Source organism: Mesorhizobium sp. CNPSo 4671 (genome assembly GCF_057784245.1).
Map to the genome: position 1 here is coordinate 98619 of NZ_JBWLUW010000013.1, position 19552 is coordinate 118170.

At 58.9% G+C, this 19552-nt stretch carries 21 protein-coding genes; 8 read left to right on the forward strand and 13 right to left on the reverse strand.

Annotated elements, in window-relative coordinates; translation table 11 throughout:
• Positions 1–33: 33 nt before the first annotated feature.
• Positions 34–1122 (reverse strand): site-specific integrase, encoded by a 1089-nt coding sequence (locus AC04SF_RS29825; RefSeq protein WP_488480743.1) that lies wholly within the window; start codon positions 1120–1122, stop codon positions 34–36.
• A gap of 161 nt (positions 1123–1283) precedes the next feature.
• Between AC04SF_RS29825 and AC04SF_RS29830 the strand changes: the two genes are divergently transcribed.
• The 4 genes from AC04SF_RS29830 (at position 1284) to scpB (ending at position 3697) form a co-directional block, all read left to right on the forward strand.
• Positions 1284–1562, forward strand: coding sequence for a type II toxin-antitoxin system TacA family antitoxin (locus AC04SF_RS29830; protein ID WP_488480691.1), 279 nt, complete (start codon positions 1284–1286; stop codon positions 1560–1562).
• On the forward strand, positions 1559–1930 hold the full coding sequence (locus tag AC04SF_RS29835) for an N-acetyltransferase (RefSeq protein ID WP_488480692.1): 372 nt from the start codon (positions 1559–1561) through the stop codon (positions 1928–1930). Before AC04SF_RS29830 ends, AC04SF_RS29835 begins: the two co-directional genes overlap by 4 nt.
• 121 nt (positions 1931–2051) lie before the next feature.
• Positions 2052–3008 carry a DUF1403 family protein gene (locus AC04SF_RS29840; protein WP_488480693.1) on the forward strand — a complete coding sequence of 319 codons (957 nt, stop codon included), beginning with the start codon at positions 2052–2054 and terminating at the stop codon, positions 3006–3008.
• Positions 3009–3010: 2 nt separating this feature from the next.
• Complete coding sequence (gene scpB / locus AC04SF_RS29845; protein WP_488480694.1) at positions 3011–3697, forward strand: SMC-Scp complex subunit ScpB; 687 nt, start codon at positions 3011–3013, stop codon at positions 3695–3697.
• Between the two features lie 54 nt (positions 3698–3751).
• On the opposite strand, the gene AC04SF_RS29850 is transcribed toward scpB, so the two are convergent.
• A complete protein-coding gene (locus tag AC04SF_RS29850) occupies positions 3752–4276 on the reverse strand; it encodes an RES family NAD+ phosphorylase (protein WP_488480695.1) in 525 nt (174 codons plus the stop codon).
• On the reverse strand, positions 4273–4659 hold the full coding sequence (locus tag AC04SF_RS29855) for a hypothetical protein (protein WP_488480696.1): 387 nt from the start codon (positions 4657–4659) through the stop codon (positions 4273–4275). Before AC04SF_RS29855 ends, AC04SF_RS29850 begins: the two co-directional genes overlap by 4 nt.
• A gap of 240 nt (positions 4660–4899) precedes the next feature.
• Between AC04SF_RS29855 and AC04SF_RS29860 the strand changes: the two genes are divergently transcribed.
• Complete coding sequence (locus AC04SF_RS29860) at positions 4900–5517, forward strand: hypothetical protein (protein ID WP_488480697.1); 618 nt, start codon at positions 4900–4902, stop codon at positions 5515–5517.
• Between the two features lie 8 nt (positions 5518–5525).
• Positions 5526–6665: an ImmA/IrrE family metallo-endopeptidase gene (locus tag AC04SF_RS29865; RefSeq protein ID WP_488480744.1), complete on the forward strand. Its 1140-nt coding sequence runs from the start codon at positions 5526–5528 to the stop codon at positions 6663–6665.
• A 103-nt stretch (positions 6666–6768) separates the two neighbouring features.
• Here AC04SF_RS29865 and AC04SF_RS29870 read toward each other — a convergent pair whose 3' ends face one another.
• The 6 genes from AC04SF_RS29870 to AC04SF_RS29895 form a co-directional block, all read right to left on the reverse strand.
• Positions 6769–7329, reverse strand: a complete 561-nt coding sequence (locus AC04SF_RS29870) for a hypothetical protein (protein ID WP_488480698.1) — start codon at positions 7327–7329, stop codon at positions 6769–6771.
• 1 nt (position 7330) lies between these two features.
• Entirely contained in the window at positions 7331–8983 is a 1653-nt protein-coding gene (locus AC04SF_RS29875) for an anti-phage dCTP deaminase (protein ID WP_488480699.1), read from the reverse strand.
• Between the two features lie 283 nt (positions 8984–9266).
• A complete protein-coding gene (locus AC04SF_RS29880; RefSeq protein WP_488480700.1) occupies positions 9267–9761 on the reverse strand; it encodes a hypothetical protein in 495 nt (164 codons plus the stop codon).
• Positions 9761–10354 (reverse strand): AAA family ATPase, encoded by a 594-nt coding sequence (locus AC04SF_RS29885; protein ID WP_488480701.1) that lies wholly within the window; start codon positions 10352–10354, stop codon positions 9761–9763. The genes AC04SF_RS29880 and AC04SF_RS29885 overlap by 1 nt, the downstream gene beginning before the upstream one ends.
• Positions 10351–10911, reverse strand: coding sequence for a 3'-5' exonuclease (locus AC04SF_RS29890; RefSeq protein WP_488480702.1), 561 nt, complete (start codon positions 10909–10911; stop codon positions 10351–10353). The genes AC04SF_RS29885 and AC04SF_RS29890 overlap by 4 nt, the downstream gene beginning before the upstream one ends.
• Positions 10912–10931: 20 nt before the next feature.
• Complete coding sequence (locus AC04SF_RS29895; RefSeq protein WP_488480703.1) at positions 10932–12041, reverse strand: radical SAM protein; 1110 nt, start codon at positions 12039–12041, stop codon at positions 10932–10934.
• A gap of 487 nt (positions 12042–12528) precedes the next feature.
• Between AC04SF_RS29895 and AC04SF_RS29900 the strand changes: the two genes are divergently transcribed.
• Entirely contained in the window at positions 12529–13194 is a 666-nt protein-coding gene (locus AC04SF_RS29900) for a hypothetical protein (RefSeq protein WP_488480704.1), read from the forward strand.
• Between the two features lie 27 nt (positions 13195–13221).
• On the opposite strand, the gene AC04SF_RS29905 is transcribed toward AC04SF_RS29900, so the two are convergent.
• The 4 genes from AC04SF_RS29905 to AC04SF_RS29920 all read right to left on the reverse strand — a co-directional run bounded on the left by AC04SF_RS29905 (position 13222) and on the right by AC04SF_RS29920 (position 18632).
• The gene (locus tag AC04SF_RS29905; protein WP_488480705.1) at positions 13222–13929 is read right to left on the reverse strand and encodes a hypothetical protein; all 708 of its coding nucleotides are present in this window, start codon (positions 13927–13929) and stop codon (positions 13222–13224) included.
• A 418-nt stretch (positions 13930–14347) separates the two neighbouring features.
• On the reverse strand, positions 14348–15565 hold the full coding sequence (locus AC04SF_RS29910) for a DUF6035 family protein (protein ID WP_488480706.1): 1218 nt from the start codon (positions 15563–15565) through the stop codon (positions 14348–14350).
• A gap of 65 nt (positions 15566–15630) precedes the next feature.
• Entirely contained in the window at positions 15631–17352 is a 1722-nt protein-coding gene (locus AC04SF_RS29915) for an ATP-binding protein (RefSeq protein WP_488480707.1), read from the reverse strand.
• A 2-nt stretch (positions 17353–17354) separates the two neighbouring features.
• Positions 17355–18632, reverse strand: coding sequence for an SIR2 family protein (locus AC04SF_RS29920; RefSeq protein WP_488480708.1), 1278 nt, complete (start codon positions 18630–18632; stop codon positions 17355–17357).
• 53 nt (positions 18633–18685) lie between these two features.
• Here AC04SF_RS29920 and AC04SF_RS29925 point away from each other — a divergent pair, with 53 nt between their 5' ends.
• Positions 18686–18928 (forward strand): hypothetical protein, encoded by a 243-nt coding sequence (locus AC04SF_RS29925; protein WP_488480709.1) that lies wholly within the window; start codon positions 18686–18688, stop codon positions 18926–18928.
• Positions 18929–19552 lie beyond the last annotated feature (624 nt).

A 19552-nucleotide genomic window follows, 5' to 3' on the forward strand; every position in this document is an offset into this window, starting at 1 on the left:
GTCCGCCAGATTTCAGGGGAGGGGCTCCGTCCTCTACAGTCCCGACGCCTTGGTGAGATTGACGCGAAAACGGTCTCGCCGGCGTTGGTAACGGCGTGTCATCTCCGCCGAGGCGTGGCCAAGCTGCTTCTGCACATAGCGTTCATCAACTTCGGCGGAGGAAGCGAGGCCTGCGCGCAGCGAATGGCCGGAAAACTTTTGGCCACGCTCGCCTTCCGACAGGTCGCCGCGTACGCCGGCGGCGAGTGCCGCACGCTTGACGAGACGGGCGACTTCCTGATCGTTCAACCGATCTGTTCCCACTGTCTTGCCTTGGCCGGTCACGCGTCGAAACAGCGGGCCGTGGGCGACGCGGGCAAGCTTCAGCCAAGTCTCCAGCGCCACCACTGGGCAGGTGGCGTCGGACGAGCCGCGACCGATCTCGACCTCACGCCAGCCGGTCTTGCCGCGCAGGGTGACGAGCAGCCCTTTTTCAAGGATCTCGACCCAGCCACGACTATCCTCGGTTTGATCCCTGGCCACGTCGAGGCCGACGATTTCCGAGCGGCGCAGGCCGCCCGCGAAGCCGAGCAGCAGCATGGCACGGTCGCGCAAACCGCGTAGGGTGCCGCGGGGAAGCGTCTCCAGCATGGCAATCAAATCCTTGGGCTGGATCGCTTCCTTCTGCCGGAGAGGGGACGCGTGGGTGTTGCGGATACCGGCCATTACGGTGGCGATATGCCGGTCCTTGCGGTCGAGCGGCTGGCCGCGCTGCGCATAGTTCCAGGTCAGGGAGGAAAGCCGGCGTTCGATCGTCGCCACCGCGTTAGGTTTCTTGTCGCCGGTAGCCTTGCCGGAGGCGCAAGCGGTGATGTAGAGGCCGACGACCTGCGGATCGGGCGGAAACATCTCGACGACCTGGCGCCGGCACCAGCCGGCAAAGTGCTTCCAGTCCGAGCTATAGGCGCGGCGGGTATTGGCGGAACTCGCTGCCTCGACATAGTCCCGGGCGCGATCGGCGAGGTGCTCGAGGTGGCCGGGCAAGCGCCGGTCGACAGGATTTCGCTGCGGCAGGGCAGGGGAGGGACCATTCCTGGCGGCCGTCAACCGCGCATTTGACTCTTCAGCGGCATCTCGCCCCATGGCGTGGACGATCTCCACGATATCAGGCAGGTCATCTTGTCCGGGCAATCTCGCGGATCCTCAACTATGATTCGCAACATATCATGTCGGGGACGATTGGCTGGAATGTCAGCCCCGAATATGCCTTGGTCGTTGAATAGCCAGGGAGTGAAGAGGGATTCATGCCTCGGGCAGCGATTGAAGCGAATGAGCGGATGAACCTGCGGGTAGCGGCGCAGCAGAAGGCGACGCTGATGCGGGCGGCCGCGCTCGTGCATGCCGATTTGACGGAGTTCGTTACCCGCGCGGCGTTGCGCGAGGCCGAAGCGGTGATCAGGAACGCCGAGAAGATAGAGGTTTCGGAGCGGGATTTCCTGCGCATTCTGGAGCTGCTGGACAACCCGCCTCCGCCGAACGAAAAGCTGCGCGCCGCGATCGCCGCCTTGCCGCGTGATCGATGAGCCTTCCGGCCTGGCACGAGGAGCCGATTTCGAAGGCGCACGATCGCGGCGGCTTCGATTGCGGCGACGCGGACATGCGTCACGACATGCCGGGTTTTCTGCTTACCCGCATCGCCACCGACAGGTCGGTAGCGGGGCAGGGGCTGGGCGGTCAGCTGCTGGCGGCCGCGGCCAGGCGGTGTCTGCGGCTGGTGATGGAGGGCGGCCGTATCCTTTTGATCATCGACGCCAAGAGCGAACGCGCGGCCGATTGGTACGCCTCTTTCGGCGCCGAGCGCATACAAGGCCAGCCGCAAGGTCAGCCGCTTCGGCTGGCGATCCATCTGGCGACATTCGCGGCGGATTTGCGGGCTGCGGGCCATCTCTGAGCATGTTTCTCAACAACGAACGATAATGCAAGATTATCGTTCGTTTTGCATATCCGACAGGCTGTGCGTTTTAAGCCGAAATTGGTGGCGAAAAGCGCACCGCCAGCTTACCCTCGAAAGCATGATTCGCCTCGATCCCGCGACCGCCAGTCCCGCCGTGCCGACCTCCGTCCCGGCCTGGGCGCTCGCCGCTGGCGGCGCGCCGAGTGACGCTGGCGCTGCTTTCCAGGCCGGCGCCGCCTTGGCTTCGCTCGACAGCCTGGCCCGCGCGCAGCCGGCTTGGGCCGGCGCTTGGCGCCAGCGGCTGGCGCTCAAATGTGCCGCCGCAAGCATGCGGTTCGCCGGCCGCGCCGAGGATGAAGCGGCCCTGCGCGATGCCTGGTACCTGTGCCCGACAGGCGCCGATCCCGGGCCTGCCGGCGTCGTGTTTGGCGCCTGGCGCCAGCTGGCGCTTCAGCCTCCCGTCGCTACCCCCGACGGGCTCGAAAAGATCGTTGACCAGCTCGGGCTGCATTGGGACCGTGCGGCACTCGCTGACCTCTGCGAGGAGATCGAAGAAGAGGCGGAGTCGCAGCGGCCGGCGCCGTTCGCCGCGGCGGCGATCGCCGCGCGCGTCGTCGCCATGCGAGGCGACTCCGAGCTGTTGGCCTGGTGGCTGGCCGACCTGACGCTGGCGCAGGGTCTGCGTTGGCCGCGGCCGATGCCACTGCTGATGGCGCAGGCCTTTGGCCCGGCCTTCCGCACCGAGGGTGCCGGCGGCAAGCGCATCCGACCCGGGGAAAAAAATTTTGAGCGCGCGGTCTGCCTGGCGCTGGTTCAGGGAGCGGCCGAGGCCTGCCGGCTAGCCAGTGAACTGTCGCGCCGTGCCGAAAAGCTTCTGGCGGTGGCGCCAAAACTGCGCGCGAAAGGCGCCGGCGACGTGATTTTTTTGCTGCTGAATGAAGACGCCGTCTCGGGTTCGCTGACGACGAAAAACCTGTCGCGCTTTGCGGCGCGGCGGCTGTTCGAGCGGCTGCTGCAGCTCGAGGCCGTGCGCGAGCTATCGGGCCGCACCAGCTTCCGACTGTTTGGGCTGTAGCGATGAGCCAAGCCTCCGTCCGCCGCAAGCCAAACGATCAGCCGGCCCTGCTGGACACAGAGCTTGAGCACCTGCCGCCAGAACTGCGCTGGCGCGAGTGGATGGGCCGGGTCGAGGCGGTGATCTTTGCGGCCAGCGAACCGGTGTCGCGGGAAGTGCTGGCGCGCGTCGTCGGCAGAAGCTGCAATCTCGATTTGGTCATCGACGACATCCGCGCAGAGCTCGCAGGCCGCCCGTACGAACTGGTGTCCGTCGCCGGCGGCTGGCAGCACCGGACCAAAAAGGTCTTTGGCGACGTCATCCACGCCGCCTTCGGCCAGCAGGGCGCCGACGGGTCAAAAGAACTGTCGCAGTCGGAGGCGCTTGTTCTTATGTGCATCGCGTACTTCCAGCCGATCACGCGAGCAGAACTGTCGTCCTTCTTCGGCAAGGAGGTGTCGCGCGATCTGATCGGCGTGCTGCGCGCGCAGGAGCTCATCGCGTCGGGGCCGCGCTCGCCGCAGCCGGGTGCGCCCTACACTTATGTGACGACCAAGAATTTCCTGTCGCAGTTCGGGCTCGACACGCTGCGCCAGTTGCCGGATTTCGAGGCGCTTGAGGACGCAGGGCTGCTGTCGAAGGAGAAGCTGCTGGCCGGGGATATTCCGGCCGGGTTGGCTAATAGGGAGGGCGAGGACGATATCGTCTGAGCAGGTGTTGTGAGCGGGCGTTGTCGCGTTGCGACCACAGAGACGGTCAATGACTCAGGACCAGGACGATTGGTCGTGCGGGAGCCGGTCATCGGGATCGTGAACCGCGACATGATCGCCGTCGACAAGATTGGCCGGAAAGATCACCAGATTGGTGCCGCCGGCGTGACGCAGCGACGGGAACAGGATGCCGCGAAGCCCGGCCGTGATGATCAGGTCCGCAAGCTTCCACGATGGCGGGATCTTCTTGTCAATGCGAGCGACCTGGCGCCAGGCACAATCCCATTCCTGCCAAGCGCCGTCCCAGATGTCCGGGTCGAATCCCTGCGAAAGGTCGGCCACCTGGCCGAGCGTGATCTTGTAGGCGGCAAGCGTTGCCGGCGGGACGATGCTGGCGCCCTGCTTGTATTCGTCAAGAGCCGTCTGCGTCGAACGGGACAGATAGAGTGCTTCGACGCCTGGCCGGTTGAAACGACCGCCGTCGATCGCCGCGCCTGCACCGCTGGTGGGCAGGAAAGCCCATTTGGGTGTCAGATAGCGATGGAAGATCTCGTCCGGCCCGACGCGGGTGACCTTCACCCGCGGGCCCCGTTCTCGAGATCCCGGATGAAGGCCAGGACTGCTTCGACCTGGCCGTCCGCGACGAGTTCGGCCGCCGTGCGATGGCCATAGTCCGCGATGGGCTCGTTGCGATACCAGTAGATTGCCTTGTCCACGTCGCCGGAGAGCTCCGTTGCCGCCGAGATCACTTTCACCATTTCGCGCATCCGGCCCTGCAGGCGCTCCGATGACGGGTTGCGGAGCGTGTTGCGGTGGACGCCGGTCAACTGGGCCAGATTGGCCACCTTCACGCCAAGCGCCTGTGACAGGCGCTTCGGCGAGATATAAGGCGTACGCGGCTCCTGCAGGCTATCGACAAACCCTGAGACCACTTTCGATTGTGCGATCTGTGCGTGGGTCATGGCAAAACTCCGACCTCTCATACGCACAATATATGCACATTTCAGCGCATAGCAAGTGAACAGAGTTCTGTCACTACGCGAACGAGGAAGGCTGCAGCGATAGCAGCGTCAGCAGTGGTGGCCATGTCCGCGGTTCAAAATTGTGATCACCACGCCCAACTCGACCGTTCGGCGCATATTGGTTGACAATAGCGCTTATGGTTGACAGACTCTAAAAAATGCCCAATTCGGAAAGAGAGTGTGAAGATGCTGCCTTGGGACTATCACCCCGAGTTGACCGTTGAACGGCTGGTTAAAGTTGCACAGCTGCTCGCCCTGGGCCGCGGCAGTGCAGTCGATCGTTTCGACCCCACAATCGGAGACGACAATTGGACCTTGGGAGTCTGCGCCTACAACTACGGCTGCTTTCAGATCGCAAAGGCTGCCGGCACACCGGGTTTCGAATGGCTGAGGGTCATTGATCCCGGCAAGCATTTCCAGTTCAGCATCGGCGGTATTCCAATGCGCTTCTGGCGCGGAGATCCTACAGAGCCTACCGCAAAGATTTCGATTGCCACTCCCTTCGAGCAACTGCTGCTTGACCTGGAGCCAGGCATTCCGACCGCCGGCATGCTGTTTCGAATCGGTGTAACGACCGACATGGATGGCGCGCTCCTTGGAGCAAGCTTCGTCGCGTTACGCTACGACCAGGCCGAACTCGTGTGGCCTTTGCCACTTGCTGAAGCGGAGCCTTTGATCGTTCTCCTGGACGAAGCGCGGCCTGAGGGTATTGAACTTTCATCGCCGTCTGTCGGCGATCGCCGGTACGATGAGGACGAGCATGGCAACGATATCGCCTCCTCTTCCTACGAGGTGTAAGCGTGGCAATGAAAGGAAGTCCGCCGGGCCCAGTCCGGGAGGATCGGGCGTGTTTCTTTTACGGCGACAAGCTCCGATTGGCGCGACTGCTCGCAGGGCTGTCGCTCGATGAGCTAGGCGGGCTTGTAGCGGCCAGCCGGCAGTTTGTTCATCAGCTTGAAACAGGCGCCAAGGAACCAACCGACGAGATGCGTGACGCTTTAGCAGCTGCACTCGCGGTGACGCCTGCTTTCTTTGCAACGCCGGCGACAAACCCCGTCCGTGAAGAAGACTGCCACTTCCGCCGGCTGGCGAGCGCCCCACGAGCGCTGACTGCGCAGGCTGTGGCCCGAGGAACAGCTCTGGAAGCGCTAGTTGACGCGCTCGAGGGTCAGGTACGCATGCCGATGGTCGACTTTCCAGAAGAGCCGCGTCCCGCTTCGCCAGACGCGATAGAGCGCATTGCCGAGAATGCTCGACAGCATTGGGGCCTGGGCCTCGATGGTCCAATCACAAGTATGATGCGTGTCGTGGAGAATGCTGGTGCGGTGGTGGTCCACTTCGATGATCTCACCGAGCGCATCGATGCGTTGTCTATGGCTCGGCGCCGGCCCATAATCGTTCGCTCAACGGCCAAAGTTGCGGGCGCCCGCCTACGCTTCGACCTCGCACATGAAGCCGCTCACCTGATCATGCATCAAGGCATACTGACCGGCGACAGTGTCACTGAAGGGGAGGCGCATCGGTTCGCCGGGGCATTTTTGATCCCCCGCACCGCGTTCGCGCGTGAATTTCCTCGAAGTCGTCGGACTCTCGATTGGAATGCACTTTTTGCAATGAAGCTTCGTTGGAAGGTTTCGGTACGCGCCATCGCCCGGCGCGCTTTTGATCTGGGCCTAATCGACGCTGCGCAATATCGCACCGCCAACATCCAACTGGTAAAGACCGGGCAAGCTAAGGCGGAGCGCTACGACGAACGGGTTGCGATCGAGGAGCCAGAGCTGCTGCGCGCGGCCATCAGCTGGATTTCCAACCGTGACCCGATTGTCCTTTACCACCTGCTTGCCAATCTTGGCATGGCCCCCGAGCTATTTGCGCGACTTACCGGGGAACGCATGCCGACGTTACCCGACAATGTTGTACCGTTGGGTACAAATAAGCTCTTGTAGGTGCTGTTTCCGCGTTTGACCTCACGTTATGAGATTCGGTAGGGAAAGAAGCTAAGAAGATACGGCGAGGTACGGAGTCGGGAACCGGCGGCTCCCTCTAAAATCAGCCGATCTGCTCGATCCGCCAACTGGTCTTGGCTTTGGCCGAGAGCGTCCGGTTCAGGTACGCAATGAGCATGCTGGCGTGCTGAGGCTTTGGAACGAAGAGCATCACTGCCCCTCTGTCCAGCTCGACCAGCTCATGATGAACTCTGGGGACTTGAACACCTCCTTCTGTCATGAAGTCGCGGATGGAAAGGTCATGCCAAGGCATTGAGTCCAAGGCATAGTAAGAGCCGACCGACTTGAAATAGGCAAACAACGTATCCCTGTCAGATCCGTATTGGTCAAAACGAGCTGCGTATCGCAGATCGATCACCGACCTAGGTTTGCTAGACAGCACTGCCTTTTGAAGCGTCCGGCCGTGCACGGTATCCATGGCAACGACGAAAACGCGCAAATCGGGAAGAGCAAGCTCGTCGAACAAATCGAGCTGATCAGCGCGTGGTGAGTTCTGCACAGTACCACGGGTGGCGATCTCATGCGTCTGCGCGACAACGCGACCATCGACGCTGCTATGCCAGCTTCCGGTATTCTCGACGAGTGTGAGTTGCGGTTTCGCCACGCTATTTCGCCAAGGCTGCTTCGAGTTCGGGATAGCCTACCGTCAAGGTGGTCCATTCGCTACCCCATTCTGGTGCCCGCATCTCAAATTCACCGCTTGTCTTATTCTTGAGTTGCCACGTCTTCTCGAATGCACGGACGTACATCCGGGGTGCTACCCCTACGAACGGTCTGAAAAGCACCTTAGGCTCATTGAGCTTAACGTCGTCCTTATCGACGTCCGAAGCGGTACGCAGCTGTGCCCGCGCGGCACCGATGCTCTTTGGGACCGGCGGTACCCACTCGGACGGGGTCACTTCGATGGAATCGCTATGCAACTTTCTGGCCAGGCTCTTGGGGTATGGCTCGATGAACTGAACTTCGTACACGCCGGCACTGACGATGTGTCTGGCGCAATAGTGGCACGGATATGTCGTGACGAATAGGCGGGTACCGACGGTCGAGACACCTTCGCGCCCGGCCGACAGCAGCGCATCCATTTCGGCATGGACCGCACGACTGAACTCTATAAGACCCCCCAGCCGAGTCTTCCGGATGCGCGCAGCCAGGTCGATTTTGTCCGAAACCTGTTTCAGTTCCGGAATGACCTCGATCAAGTTGTCGATGATGTCGTTTTGCTCACGATTGCTGCTGCAGTACGCCTCGGTGCGGAACGCGCAACGATGATCGTCAACGCCTCTGCTTGACGTCGCGAAGCGCTCACCATAAACACCACCTCCGGCTGCCGGCACTTCGTTCGTTCCGGTCGCAACCACAGTTCCATCGGCGTCGACCAATGCCGCGCCCACCTGTCGGGATAGACAGGCGCTGCGCACGCGCGCGGAGTGGGCATGGTGCATCGCGGTCTCTTCTATGGTAGGCCGCTCCACACGGTCATGCGAGATGATGCTAACAAACCTGCTCAAATCGGTGTCGAGCAGGTTCTTGGTGCCGTTCGGGTCGTCACGGGTATTGTCAATAAAGAAATCGGCCTCGTAGAACGCCTCGGTCACATGCTGGCCATGCTTGCGACTGGAGTCGTCCGAGTCACGATCCATGAATCGGTCGACGGCGTTCTGTGTTTCGGGCAGCCCTTTCTCCGGACCGCGGAAGTATTTCTCGAGAATTCGTGCGCGACGCACGCCCTCCTCGCATACAACTCCGATCAGCCCGAATGCGTTGCCGTACGTTCTGCGTAACAGGTGAATTTCGGCCGGGTGCCTTATCGAATCGATAAGATAGACGCGCTTGGCGCTGTCGGGAATAACCTTCTCCCCCTTGACATAAGTCTGACCCGTGCGATTGGCACGTCGCTGGGCGATTTCGCGCATTGCTGTTTTGGCGACTTCGGCCATGTCATGCTCGCGCATCGAGTCACCGAAGTTCTGCAACTCGGTAACCACTTCCAAGGTCTTGGTCCCGACACCGGGGAAGGCCAGGCCGTTCTCATTTGCCCAGGTTCGGATCAAGTCGCTTGCCTTGATCAGGTGAACTTCATAGTCCCCGGACTTGCAGACGCGTTGCAGTGCCTTGATAGCCTGGGACGCACCTGCCCCTACCGGACCGACAACGGCAAAGAAAAGCTCTTTCGAGTGATTCCCAGCCAAAACGGCCTTGCTATCCGGCTTTTGACCAGCTTTCTGTTCAATCTTCCTAACGGCCGTCGATCTCGCCATGCCAGCGCTTCCCCATCCCCATTTGGCTTATTCTTTTTCCATATCGAAGAACTCGCAAAGTGCAAGCGCCTATAGCACTTGTATAATCACGAAATCCAGAAGAACCTCCGATGTTGCACTACTTACAGAAGCCCGGCACGTGAGGGAGAGTGCCGGATGATTTAGCGGACTGTAAGGATGGGAACTGAGAAAACTGAGACCATTCGGATGGGGATCGCAACGCTAGCCGAGGAGGCCTACAATCGTGATGCACTGCAAGGCTCATAGAGCTTAAGGTTGTGAGCTACTCCGCGGCCAGCTCTCGGCGGCGCTTCTCGGCCAGGAGGCTGCCAATGGTGGCGCCGTTGGCCCCATCAACCTTCCTTGCATCCTCTAGCATGCGGCGCATACCAACAAATTTCTCTGGCTGACTGCGGCGCGTCTGTGTGTGTTCTTGCAGCCAGGCTTCAACCTCCTCGGGCGTAGCATCATTTATCGCCTTACGGTTGTAGCGCAGTTTGCCGTCCGATCCGCGGCTTTTGACAGCAATAGTTTGCCAGATGCCGGAATAGTCTGCAAAAAGCTCGCCCTGACCTGGCACCTCGCGGACGCGCCGGCGGGCGACTTCGTTGACAATCTTGATCAACGCGATGGTTTCGAGTTCTGACCGCGCGGCCGAGATGATCTCGGCATGACCTTTTCGCAAAGCGTCGATCAAAGCCTTTGTGCTGATATCGCGACCATTGGCGGCGGAATTGATCATCATGTCTATGGCGGTTCGAACTTCCAACAAGGACATCAAGAACCCCGTTTGCTGAAATAGCCAAGAGCCTGTTCGACGGCACCAGCCACGACTTCGTCGGCATTCTTTGATGTCATGCGAATGGCTTGGGGCCGGACCTGGTCGATCACAGCCGCTACATGCTCGCCTGCAGCTACGCGGAACGCCTCGTTCGTGTCGCGCTCTGGACCGAGCGGAATTGCGTGATCCAACTCAGTGATGATTAGCAGATCGTACCGTGTGGCATGGGCAGCGACCACAGTCTGCAATTCTGAAAGTCGTTCCCGACTGATCGTGCGGGATGAAACCTCCAAAGCTGCCGTGAGGTAGCCCAGGGCATCCGGGACCGGACGATCGACAAGAACAATGTCGCTCGTACGCAGCGCCTCCGCCTCCTGCCGCATGCCTTCGGCGATGATCCACAACGTGCTTTCATACGTGTGATCGGTCAGGATAGGAAAGCCTGCATCGCGTGCCTTGGTGGCGAGATCACCGATCTGGCCCACGCTCAAACCGCGACCTTCAAATTTTTCGGCCACGCTGGAGACAAAGGTAGATTTGCCGGTTGAATGTGTTCCAGCGATTCCGATCATGAAGGGAGGCTTTTTCACAGAAGCACCCCTTGGCGATTGTTGAGGATATCGGCGTCCATCAAAGCCGTCATTCTTGAGTTGGCTGGCATGCTTGAGATGAGTTCGATGAACAGAAGCGCGGTGACCACGGTGTCGAAGGCTGCTGAGTGATGGCGTCCTCCGGTTAGTCGCGCCGCTTCTTCCGAAATGTTCAGAGCCTGACTGAGACTCTCGAGCCCATAGGATGCCATCCCTGGACGAGTGGCCTTCGCCAACCGAAGCGTGTCGATTGCCATTGAAGGCTTCCAACCGGGAATCGCTCTAGAAATGGTTTCGAGCTCCACTCGGACGTTGTGGCCAATGATTCTCTGTCCATCCGTCCAAGTCATTATCTCGCCGGCGATATCGTCAATCGAAGGCGCCTCAGCAACGTCGTCTTGGGTAATGCCGTGGATCCGCGTTGCAGCGGTTGCTATTGGTCCATTCGGTTGCACGCGCCATTCCCACCGCCGCGCTCCGATTTTGAGATCGTTGATAGGCGTGATGGCAAGTTCAACGATTTCAGGTGGAGTGGTTCCGCTCCCTTCGACATCCATTACGAAAAAAGTCTCGTGCTCTATTCCCATCCGACTTCCGCTCTGCCGTGTCTGCCGTGGTGATGCGGCTGCGCTCGATCATGGACCTGATAATTCAGTGCATGCTGCATAAAGTACCGCTGCTGCTCCTGGCTACCGAGAACTTCGATGTTCCGTTCGCTGATGCGGACGTCGGAGGTGTCCAAACCGACAGAGGCCGCAAGGGCTGCAACAGTTTCGGGATCTGGCCTCACGTGATGCCGCGCGCATATCGCCAATTGTCGGGCCGGACAAATGTCGCAAACTTCGCGTATCCCGAAATGGCCATTATAGTCCGCGATACCGTGGGCGAACGCGACTGCACAGGAGGTCTTTCGGAACAAGGGCCGCATCCCGAACGCGGCAATTACTTTCAGCTCCAGTTCTCGCGGTAAGATCTTGCGGCGTGCAATGGTGTCATACATTTCGGGCACGCCTGCGGCCTCAAAGTGGGCCTTTATCTGCTCTCTATAGAAAAGGCCGGTAAAGGCGGTGGCATCTGCCATTTCGGCTAGCTCACTTGCGCGGCGCAGATGCCGATCGGTGTCGTTTAGTCCCGCTATCAACGGTCTCCAATAGAGTACCGACTTAGTCCGTCTTTTATGGTTGGCAAGAGTAGACAATGATCGCTCTGCGATGGCGCTGTCAACGGGTTCTATGCGCTGGTCATCAATGCCGGACCAAGTGATCAGCACGGTAACGCGCAGGTTGGATAGACGTTCAAGTCGGGTGACATCGTCTGGTACGATATGCCAACGCGTGATTACCAGCATTGGGTTCGACAGCCCCTTGGCATCCAACGCTTCGAGGCAGGCGAAGAGGTGGTCTTTGACGCCGGGCAGAAAGGGGTCGGTCGCTCTGTTGAAGATCTGAAGCGGCGTGGTGTTGGCTCGAAAGGCCCAGTGGGTCACCAAGGTTTCGACGGCACTGTCGTCCGACATGACCAGGTGTGGTTTTTTCATGTCATAATTGTCGAATAGATGGCGCACGCAATAGCCGCAGTCGAGAGGGCACCCTACGACGTGATTCAAGCTCAAGCCTGATTTTCTGTAGTCGACGACATCCCTCAAGACTGCCGGTAAATTCCTGCCGGCCATACGAAGTTCAACCAATCAGCCCTCCCCCCGAAAGATCGACGAATCCGCCGAATAGAGAGAGCGTAGCTTGGTCTGTCACCGGAAAGCAACATTCCGCCCACACTAAGAAGCAGCAATGTCTAGAATGGAGTGAGTACATACGGCCTCTTCCGTCTTTTTCGTGCCATCCGTCAGTGAAAATTCCAGCTGCAAGGAGAACCGTCGGAGACGTGCAGGCCGATATCCAGGGTCGGGGCGCGATGGGTAAGCCAGCTCCCGAGATCGGATCAACGCTGGCCGCAGCGGTAACAGTTGCAGTGGTCCGCACTGACATGCTTGCCCCCTACCAATCGAGGCAGCTCGTACGGGTGCTCTATGACAGGGGTTCTCGGGTAGCGCCCAACCACTTTACTAGACAGGCCGGCATCACGCTGGTGCCCCGTTCGAACCTTGTAATTGACATTGATCGAGGCTGGCGGCAGTAGCTGCGATGTCAGTTCGGGTGAGAGGATTCGGGACGAACATGGGTGAAGCAAAGCAAAAGGCCGCCGCGATTTCACAATGGCTCGATAGTCTTCCTGATGAAGCGAGAATCGTTAACGCCGCTGCTCAAGCTTTGTTCGACAAATTCATCAAGCCGAGGCATGTCACAGGCATGTGCTATCACTCAGTATTTTTTCTGCATGAATTTTTAAAAGACAGGTATGGAATTGTTACGATTCCGGTCGTCGGTTACGTCAATGACGGAACCGACGACATAATGATTTCCCACGCTTGGCTGGAGTATGACGGTAAGAAGACTGATGTTAGTCTCGCCGTGACAGCACATCCCGATGTCTCTCCCGCAGGGGAACTCATAATCCTCGATCGGGTGGTTAAGCGTGGACACAAGTATTCCTACCATCGCGAGATGACGACGGCCGGGCTGCTTCAGCTGCAGAAAATGCGGATGGCTGGTCGGCAAGCGCTCGTTGATCATAAAATGGCAGAGCACTCGATCATGACGGCCCGGAGCAGCCAAACTGATTTGATTCGTTCCTACCTTGACGGTGAGCCGAACGGTTTGACCTATGAGATTCGCGTTGATCGAATCCTGATCGGTTACCGATGGTTGTGCGTTGTATCACCGATAGAGGCATATGCCACGACAGTCTTGCTGCGCGAAGTCATGGCGCAGCAAGAACTGTGAAAAGTAGGATAGTTTTAGCCCCGGCGCTTACTTCGCCACATCAGCTTGCCACCAACGAGATGCGTGAATGTCAAGGGGCGATGCCAAGCAGCGCGGGCAGTGAAAAAGGTTCGCGGCAACCTCAACCCCGGTAGACGACTGGTCGCAATGCAAGCAAAACCAGATGTCGCTTACCTCATGACCTAGGGGGTGCTCGGCACGGCCGGCGCTGTCCGGCACAGTCGAGCGACGAGGCCAGTCTGAGGCGATTCGCGCGTGAACCAGCTTGCGCCAACCCGAAGCTATTTCGAGCGCGGCATTTCGGAAGTTTGTGTCGTCAATCGGGTTCGCTTTGAGCCTGCGATCTGTTACTCGAAAACGAGCAGGAGCTAAGGGAGCCTCGGGTAAGGTCACCTCCCAACCTCGTCCCCACATGCGGACATCGTCCGACTGCGTGCTCACCCGATAGCTATGCCGCTGCAGTTCGCCCTCGAACTTGTCAGGGCCGAGCGCGCTCCAGGGATCAGTTTCTATGGAAATCAGCGGATTTTCAGCAAGCACCAGCGCCCGAGCGATAGCCAGATCCGCCTCGGACGGATGCCATCCGTGCTTTTCTGCATTGGTCAGGGCGTTCCAATGCGGGTAGCCCAATGCCTGTGCAATCAATTCCAACGCGCCTATGTGTTTTATTCGCCTGGCGCGGGCAATGTTTCGCGCAGCGGTTTTCAGTTCCTTCAGTTGATCGCTATTGCTCATGATCCATTCCTATCGTGGTAACGGATCCAACATGTGCCCACTGCTGACAGACCCGTCCCAGGAGGGAATGGTTGGTTTAATCTCAGCGACAGCGCACTGCGAGGCTTTGCATGGTGGGCACACTGGCCTGTGCGGGAGGCCATCACCAAATTGCCTTCAGCCACAAAAAACGTCAAGTATATTACCGAAGCTTGGAACGGTTGCCGACGAATGAGCCAGGCGCTCAGGGCCCGAAAGCAGGCGTTCGGGGCAACGGCAGTCGAACTGTGATCGACGAGGTGGTCACCGAATCTTAGACGAATGAGATGGCCGTTCATGGAGACTTCAAGCTTCCTGACACCGCCATGACCAGGCTCTTGCCGCTTCACCGGTGCGCCTGAAGATTACCGCCGTCGTCGCATCCATCGCACCGGACTCGCTATTTCTTCGGAGCGACCGGGCTTTTCAGGAAGAGCTCGGGAAATAGCGTCAATGCAACGCGGCCTGTGACCGTTTCCGGCCCGTTCTGCACCTCCTGCTCAGCAATGGCAAACTTCTCCCGAACGCTCGCCCGATCGAGTAGTTCTCCCGAACCTGCAGAGACGATAACTTTTCGCATGAGCCTCGCAAAACCGTGCCGTCGCGAGCCAGCCAAGAATGTGTTGATCACCTCCGTCAGGTTGCGCTGCCTCGAACCGATAGGCCGTTTCAAGACGAACGAATGCAAGCAGTTGAGGAGGGATTCGAAATCCGCCTCGCTCAACGCGGCACCATCGACGGCCTCCATGTTCAGTTTGCCGGCCAATTCATTGAGCAGGTGGATACGGTCCGGGTAACGCGTGCCGTTCTCGGACGTGGCATCCAGCCATCGTGCCCGGAAATCTTCGTGCCAGGGCGAACGCTGCGCGACGGCAAACGGCAGGCCCGTTTTCGGCCACGTCAATTCGGTAAGACGGATGACCTTCGACTCCCATCCGGTCTCGCCTTCCCAGAAGGCCCGTACGCGCGCGCTGCCGTCCGCCGTTGAGACGGCCAAAACCTCCTCGTCAAACGAGAAGATGTTCTTGTTGTGGGAGTAGAAGATATCCTCAAAGGCCGTGAGCATGCGGGACCGATCCACCGGCACAAAATTCCATGTCAGCCAGATTAGGTGCCGGCCTTCGCGCTCGTAGAATGTCTCGCGCGCGTCGATAATCGGTATCTGCGTCGTCGCCAGCTGCACTTCGACGGCGATGGGCTTTTCTGCATATACCGCGCGAACGTCGGGACGGCGGCGTCCCTCTGCCGTGACGAGGTATTTGTCGATCACAACTGAACCCGGTTCCGTTAGCGGATCGGCGTTTAACAATTCCGCGATCGTGTTCTTGATTTTCAGATGGAGCGGGCTTTCCTGCGCTCCTTTAAACTGGCTGGCATTGACCTCATCGATGGAGGAGGGATCGCCTGTCCACCATGGGCAATCCCTGGGCGCACCTTTACGGTGCCGCCAATAGGGCAGACGTGTCCGCGGCTCGCGCGGAGCGTAGACGGCATAGCCGCAATTCTCGCAGACGAAGACATTCGTCTTCTCGTTGCGGGCGCGGGTCGCGGTCCTGCGGATCTCGTGATAGCGGTCGGGGCCCGCTGCTATCAACTCGTCAGAGCTGATCGTCTGCATGCTGCGAAGGTCGACGGCTCGCTTCAGCGTCCGCCGATAGCGCCCGTCAAGCTTCCCGTGAGCGTTCATACCAAAAGCTCGTCCTCACTCGCGGGATCGGTGGGTTTCGCCTTCCGCTCTCTCCAGAACTTATTGTAATCGGGTCCTTTTGAATCCGGCGGAATAAGAGGCTCGTGAATCTGGATCGGCATGGGCGCCGGCAGGTCAGGTCCGACAATGATGGCTTCGCCGGGGGCGAGCGTCGGGATAAACATGGCGGCGTTCTTGTCGAGATCGCCGCAGGACCGTTCGACCGCCTGCCGATCTTCATCGTTCGTCAAGCGGTGCACGATCAGCGTTCCGAGCTGGCTCAAAACATCGTGCGGGATGTCCCTTGGGCGCTGCGTCGCCATGATGGATGTCAGCCCGTATTTGCGGCCCTCCTTGGCGATAATGCCAAAAGACTCAAGCCGCACACTCGCATACTCGTCGCCGACGGTGCGCCCGAGGAACTGGTGCGCTTCGTCGAGCGCAACGATGACGGGTCGCGCCCGGAACGATCCCTTCCTCGCTTCGCCAAGAAGATAGCGGCCGATGACGTTCAGAAGGATTTCGCGGGTGTTGTGCTCGAAATGCACCGAACGAAAGGAAATGCGGATGATGTCATCCGCGTCATTGGCGAAAAAATCTGTCAGAACCTGCACCAGCGACTGGCCCGCCGTGCCAAAGAGGCAAAAGAGCTGGTGCGTGGTGACCAGCGTTCTGATGCGGGCGACAAGCGTCTCGCAATGCGCAACCGAACTGTCGGGGCCGCCCCAATTGTCGGTGTTGTTCCCCGTCGACCAGACGCATTCCGCCGTCACCTGCTCGGCAAGACTTTCGATCCGAAAATTGCAGAGCGGCGAGTTTATCGCGTCCCTGTGCGCGTCCAGCGCGTTGAAAAATGGAGCACGGGGCCGATTGGTCTTCTCAACAGTTCCGCGTAACGTGAAAACCACGCCTGCCGGGGCTTGGCCTTGGCAGGCGCGTATCAGCTTCAGGCTTCGCATCGCCTCCCTTAGTTTTGGTCCTTGTGATTGTCCAGACGGGCGAAAGAGGGCGAACAAATCCTCTTCCGTTGTCTGTGTGTAGGGAAAATGAACCTGCTCGGCCCCTTCCTCGTCGTTGAAAGCATAGTGCTTCGTAACCGATGGAAGATTTGCGAATTCACCAGTCGGATCGAAAAGAATGCACTTTCCACCGTTCGCCTTGATCTGATTGAGGATGGCGGCAATAGTCCAGCTCTTGCCGCCGCCCGTGGCGCCGAACACACCGCAATGCCGTCCGAACAGTTTCTCGGGCGGCAATTTCAGATGGATGCCGTCGCCCGCGCTTAAGAGGCCAAGATCGATCGACAGTTGATCACTCCCGGAAAGCGAGTTCGCGGCGAGGTCACCGAAAAGTTCCGGCTGCGCGAGATAAACCGCGTCGCCGATGCGCGGGTGCGCCCGCAAACCGCGGACAAGCTTTTGGTTTTTCTGGTCGACGGATGCGAGCAGCTGAATTCGGCCAACCGGATGAGGTTCTGGCGGGCGGCCCATCGCGGGTTCCACACTCAGCCGCTCGTTGTCGGGGAGCTTAACCTCGATGATGCGCCCTAGAAGCTTGACGCTTTCGCAGTCGATGAAAACGAAGTCGCCGACCGCGCCCCGTGCGAGCGAACGACGCTCGGGACGGGCTGTTGCCTGCGGCAGGTTTGCCTGTGCGATCGAGGCACTGACAACGGTAATGGTTCCGACATAGCGGTCGGGATCGACAAGGCTTTGCATGGTCACGATCCCGAGGGCAGCTCATTCAGAATCTTGAGGCGTTCCACATGCCGTTCCCGCTCGGTCTGAGCGACGAGATCGGGGAGCGCCTGCGCAAGATCGTCAAAGCGCCCGCTTAGGAGGGAAAGTCTCTGGTCGCCGATATCAATGAGCCGTTTGAATGTTCCAAAAAACGCGCTCGCCCCGGCGCGGGTCGGGGTATCGGGGGAGAGAATGTGGGCATTTGTTTCGAGTTCAGCGTCGGTGATGTAAGCGAGGTCGCAGATGATGACGCGTAAGCTCATATTTGCTTCGATTGCGGCGAGTATCGGCTTGGTTATGTGATCGTCATTGAAGCCGAAACCAGAGATGATGACGGCGGTGTCGGGCTCCCGCAAAGCGCCCTGCAGGGCGGCCATCATGTCAAGGTAGGGCGTTTCGAACGCCTCCTGGTATTTGCTGTCGCGCGGGTAGATCAGGGCCGCCGGCCCGTCTTTTTCGGCCCTGGAACGGATAAGCTCTGCCCCTTTGCGGCGCCAGTCTACGGAACCGTGCAGCTTGTGGAGATGAAAGACGTTTTCGATGTAATCAGGACCATCCCTGCCTCCATCGCGCCTGACGATGTCGTGCGCGAAATGACCGCGATCATAGATCTGCGGCAGTGAATGAGAAAAGCCGTCGATCATCGTAAAGCGGAGCGCTCGAGCGGCATATTCGAAGGCGAGATCGTAATTGGTTGTGAATAGCCGGGTGCGCGGCTTGCGTGCGCCTCGCCTGGCGATCTTTCGGATGATCGCCTGATGGGCGCTTAAGTCCGTGGTTTCGTCGACGAAGTCCACGCTTCGGGCGATCGTTTTTTCAGCAAGATCGATGAATTCAGCGACGTCTTTCGTTTTTTCAGGTCCAAAGAGCTCCAGATAGATTTTACAATGGGTCAGAAACTTCTCGATATTCTTCGCGTCGATAACCGTCTTGGAATTCGGCATAAGAGCGGCAATCTTATTGATCGTTTCTTGCGTCGCAGCCGCGACCACCGAATCCCAAAGCTTTAGCATACTGGGGGCCTGTTTCGTGCCTTGGCCTGCGTTCTTTGCGCAAAAAGACGATCCCGCGCCGGTGAGCAGCAGAAGGTTTGATGCGTTTAGGGCGGAGGTCAACAAGTCCTCTACAGCGCGAGCGCTACCGCGCTCCACAACCTCGCCCTTGTCGTTCTTCACATCGTCATGCGAACGCCAGCCTTCGCCGCGGACATAAAGACGGATACTGCCGGCTGCCGCCGGCTTTGTGTTCCAATAGCTCATAGTCCCTCCCGCAACCCAAACCATACAAGCATCGGCGCCACAGGAGAACCGGTTTGCCGGCGTATTTTTTCTGGAAGATCTCGCCTAGGCTGGTATCCATTGCCGGATCTACCGAATACATTAGCGTTTACTTAGGCAAGAGGAGGGCTCTTTTCCTGCCCGGTTATGATCCCTTAAAAGCGAACGGCGGTCGTATCGAGGCCGCCCTTCAATTCTTTGCCGCCACGAACAATCACGTGCTGGGCCTGATTTTCTGGGCTCGTGCCGTCGATCCTGGCTTATGGACGCTTTACTGAAGGGTCTACCGCGTTCAATGGACACCCGTCGAACGCCGAGAATTATTCTGCTGCCGTTAACCAAGCGAGCGACTGGTTGCCGACTATCGGGCTGCCAACTGGTGCCATCGGTCGCGACGCCCGGACTGCACTGGCGGACCTCGAATTCGAGGCGGTGGCGTCCGGCATCCGAGCTAAGCCGGTCGGCCGGTCGGTCTTTCTGCGCTGTATGCCATCCCGGCGGCGGGCGTCGCCACGGAGCAGCAGCTGGACCTCATATGAAAATTGGGTTTGGCTCAAGTGCACGGTAAACCCGGAGCTAAACGTTGATTTAATGCGTCGGCCAAGATCCGATAAGAACAGCTTCGGCCATCGCGCCGCTCGCTCGTAGGATCGGGGTCACAGCACGAAACAGAGCCGTGGATATAACATAGATATCAGCTCACCATCGACGTTCGCCTTTTGTGCTTTAAAAGTCGCATAAAGGGCAATATGGAAAATGGTGGAATGTCGGAAAATATTTTGCATTTCACCGTGTTTACAAGCTCTACCTTTTTTGGATTTTTGGTGGGTGATAGTAAGCGGAATCAATCACTTAATTCCAATTTAAAAATGACCGTCGTTTTCAATCGTATAATCAACACT